Origin of the sequence: Sphaerospermopsis sp. LEGE 00249 (genome assembly GCF_014299995.1) — a bacterium.
GTDB classification, from domain to species: domain Bacteria; phylum Cyanobacteriota; class Cyanobacteriia; order Cyanobacteriales; family Nostocaceae; genus Sphaerospermopsis; species Sphaerospermopsis kisseleviana.
This window is the reverse complement of record NZ_JACJUZ010000142.1, coordinates 1-3,885: the sequence shown is the minus strand read 5'-3', so window position 1 is coordinate 3,885 and position 3,885 is coordinate 1. Positions and strand designations below refer to the sequence as shown.

The window sequence follows — 3,885 nt, the reverse complement described above, 5'->3', positions numbered from 1 at the left end:
CACCAGTCCCCAGTCCCTAGTCACCAGTCACCAGTCACCAGTCAACAGTCACCAGTCACCAGTCACCAGTCACCAGTCCCCAGTCCCCAGTCACCAGTCACCAGTCCCCAGTCCCCAGTCCCCAGTCACCTATTCCCTATTCCCTCATAAAAAATGCCAGCAACAGAATTTGACACTACCCTACCTAGCATTAGACAATTACAAAATTGGATCAAGCAAAAAGCCACCGTTGAATTTAAACTGATGACTGGTGATGTCATCGTCGGTAAGGTTTTTTGGCAAGATATCAATTGTGTATCTATTGTAGATGCTAACAACGAGCAAATAAGCGTTTGGAAAATGGCGATCGCTTATATGAAAGTTCGCAGTGATGCAGTTGTAGAAAGAGATTTTAAGTAAGTCGGCACAAAAAAAACAAGTTATATAACAAAATTTAAAATGCCTAAAAACCTCTTCCCTCCTGCGTTCTGCCTCCTGCCTTGCGACAACGATAAATTTCAACGCCTATCTACTTAGTTCCCAGAGAAGCTAGAGTTGAAGTTGCCAAGATCGATTCATAAGGTTAGGCGAACAACTTGATCATTGCAACTCTGTGATAGTTTCTACCTCTTCATTTTTAACACTGGGAATTGCTAAGGGTAGTTCACAAGCAGCAGTACAAAATTGTTGCAGCTGATTGAGTCTGGAAAAGCTACCGCACAGCAGCACTTGATCGCCTGTTTTCAATTCGATGTTGCCATGAGGAAAGCGGATAAACTTGCCATCTCGCCGAATTGCTTGCACTTTGACTCCATACTGTTGATCAGAGGTAAAATCTGCCAAATTTTTACCCAAAAAAGTACAGTTAGCTTGAACTGTCACCCACTGACAAGCGTTAGTTTCTTCGGGAACAGCTGCATTACCCTTAGCAAATTCTGCCAAAGCTGCTAATTCTTTACTTGCACCTACAACTAACAGGCGATCGCCAGTTTCTAACCTCACCTGACTATTAGGATAATCAATTTCTGTTCCATCAGCGCGACGAATAGCCATTAAACTCACCCCGATCAGATAGCGCATATCCGCTTCCTCCAACGTCATCCCAATCAAAGGCGAGTCATCAGGTAAATCATACCAACGCCGGTTTAAATCACGGGTAACTTGTTGTAAATGTTGGGAAACTTCAGCCGCAGAACGTTCAGGACGTAAATCTAAATAATGATCCTTACGAATATCCTGCATTTTCCGTTGTACCACCTCTGGCAATAATCCCGCATCGGTAAGTAAATAGGTGGCCATTTCCAGACTCGCTTCAAATTCTGGTTGTACAACTTCCTTAGCACCCAATTGATAAAGCACTTCAATATTTTTATCTTGGGTAGCACGGACCACTAAATCTAATTCTGGGGATATCTCCAAAGCCCGTTTCAAGCATAGACGAATACTAGCAGGATCAGGAAGAGCGATCGCCATCCCTTGAGCATGATTTACCCCAGCAGTTTCCAACACATGAAAACTCACTGCATTACCATATACATAAGGTATACCCGCTTCCCGTAACTGTTGAATCCTACTTTCAGACTGATCAATAACGACTACAGGCAAATCATGTAACTGCAATAACCGTACCAAATTTTTACCAATGCGACCATAACCACAAACCACAATATGGTCTTTACGGGGTAAGTCTTCCGCAAAATCTCGCGCTTGTTCTTCCACCAAATAAGGTTTTAACCAAGGCATGGACTCCGCAAAATTAAATAACAATGGTACTAACCGCAACACAAAGGGAGTCAACATTAAAGTAACCGCAGTCGTTCCCAAAGTTAATAAATATATTCTCCGGGAAACCAACCCCAAAGCCTGACCTTCACTAGCTAAAACAAAGGAAAATTCCCCAATTTGCGCTAAACCCAACCCTGCAATTAAAGCTGTTTTTAACGGATAGCGGAATAATTTAACCAAAGGTGTGATGATCAGGAACTTACCCAAAAACACCAAAACCACCAAACCCAATATCACATCTAGGTTTTGCCACAAAAACACCGGATCAATCAACATTCCGATCGCAGCAAAAAACAAACTCGCAAAGATATCCCGCAACGGTTCAACAATGGTTAAAGTTTCATCAGCGTATTCCACTTCAGAAATCATCAAACCCGCGACAAACGCCCCCATTTCAATAGAAAGACCCAAATATTCAGTTAGCAGGGCAATACATAAACATAATGTGACAACACCCAGCAAAAATAATTCTCTGCTTTCTGTGCGGGCTAATAATCGCAACAACGGCGGAATTAACCAAATACCAGCAACCACCGCACCCGCAGCAAATAAACCAATGCGTACCAAAGCTGTAAAGACTGCTAAACCAATCGCTTCCCCTGGTTCATGGAGTGCGGGTAATACAGCCAGCATTAAACCCAGTGCTAAGTCCTGAACAACGAGAATACCCAGCATGACCTGGCCGTGGGGGGTTTCTGTCTCGTTGCGTTCCATCAAACATTTGAGAACAACTGCTGTGGAAGATAGAGACAAAATACAACCTAAAAATACTCCTTTAGCCGGTAAAGCGCCCCAAGCACCTGTAATACCACATACCAAGACTGTGATAATAATAGTGAGGATAATTTGTAGTCCACCACCCCCCAAAGCTATAGCTTTCACCTTTTTCAGTTCCGCTAAGGAAAATTCAACTCCTAAAGCAAAGAGTAAAAAAGCTACACCAAACTGCGCCAATGTTTCAACTTGGACAACTTCTTTAATTAATCCCAGTCCTGCTGGTCCAACTATCATCCCCCCGATGAGATATCCCAGCAAAACGGGTTGTTTTAACAATGCGGCCAGTAGTCCACCACAAGCAGCGACAGCGAACACCGAAACCAAATCAACAATTAACCGAAAGTCCTCTTGCACCAGCTTTAATAAGAAATATAAAGTTTATTAATTTTAGTCTACAGAGTTTTCACTATTTGGGGAAAGGGTACAGGAGGAGGAATTTTTGTTTATGCTCACGCAAAGACGCAAAGACGCAAAGAGTTAATAATTGTTTTAGTTTATTTATAAAAGAGCGAAAAAAAGTTTTGCTGCTTGTTTATTGAGAATTGAGGGGGTTTATTCGCAATAATCTTGAGAATGTTGTCAATAAGTGAACGATTTTTCAAGGTTATTGACATCTTGACTTTTTGTGGTATTATAGGGTTGTATGATCTAAGGGATATTTATATCTAACTCAACACTTTTAAAGTGATATTTTTTATATATAAATATTTAAAATACTTAATTCACAATTAACAGCAGTAATCTCCGCTTGACGAGTGCCATTTTCAGCATGAATTAAACACACCTTTAAATAACTATCTGGTAGATATGGCATTCTTTCCGCCCATTCAATAGCCACAATACCAGGTGTTACTTCTATACCTTCCCAATAGCTTTCTAAATTTAAGCCTGTCACTTCTGGAGGTTCTAAACGATACAAATCTAGATGGTAGAGGGGAATGCGTCCTTCTGTGTATTCATTAATCAGGGTAAAAGTAGGACTAACAATAGATTCAGTGATACCTAAACCCTGACCAATACCTTGAACTAAGGTAGTTTTACCCGCACCCAAGTCACCTTCTAATAAAATCACACTACCAGCAGTCAGGTTTTTCCCAAAATTAATACCTAGTTGCTGTGTGGCTTTTGTATCAGGAAGAAAGATTGTAGTCATTGGTAATTGGTAATTGGTAATTGGTAATTGGTAATTGCTAATGGGGAAAAATAAAATTGATTACCCAGTCCCCAGTCCCCAGTCACCAGTCACCAGTCCCCAGTCCCCAGTCCCCAGTCCCCAGCGATGCACTGCGCTTGTCGAAGTGTCCCCAGTCCCCAGTCCCCAGCGATGCACTGAGCTTGTCGAAG

The 3,885-nt window shown here is 41.8% G+C and carries 3 protein-coding genes; 1 reads left to right on the top strand and 2 read right to left on the bottom strand.

Going from position 1 to position 3,885, the window contains the following annotated elements:
* Positions 1-153: 153 nt before the first annotated feature.
* On the top strand, positions 154-399 hold the full coding sequence (locus H5968_RS24670; RefSeq protein ID WP_137666621.1) for a hypothetical protein: 246 nt from the start codon (positions 154-156) through the stop codon (positions 397-399).
* Positions 400-579: 180 nt separating this feature from the next.
* Here H5968_RS24670 and H5968_RS24665 read toward each other — a convergent pair whose 3' ends face one another.
* The gene (locus H5968_RS24665; RefSeq protein ID WP_187042042.1) at positions 580-2,895 is read right to left on the bottom strand and encodes a cation:proton antiporter; all 2,316 of its coding nucleotides are present in this window, start codon (positions 2,893-2,895) and stop codon (positions 580-582) included.
* A gap of 340 nt (positions 2,896-3,235) precedes the next feature.
* Positions 3,236-3,694, bottom strand: a complete 459-nt coding sequence (tsaE, locus tag H5968_RS24660) for a tRNA (adenosine(37)-N6)-threonylcarbamoyltransferase complex ATPase subunit type 1 TsaE (protein WP_187042041.1) — start codon at positions 3,692-3,694, stop codon at positions 3,236-3,238.
* Positions 3,695-3,885: the final 191 nt, after the last annotated feature.

Bases quoted from the DNA above. Each gene is read 5' to 3' on its own strand.
- H5968_RS24670 (WP_137666621.1), top strand. From the start codon at position 154: ATGCCAGCAACAGAATTTGACACTACCCTACCTAGCATTAGACAATTA.
- tsaE (WP_187042041.1), bottom strand. From the start codon at position 3,694: ATGACTACAATCTTTCTTCCTGATACAAAAGCCACACAGCAACTAGGT.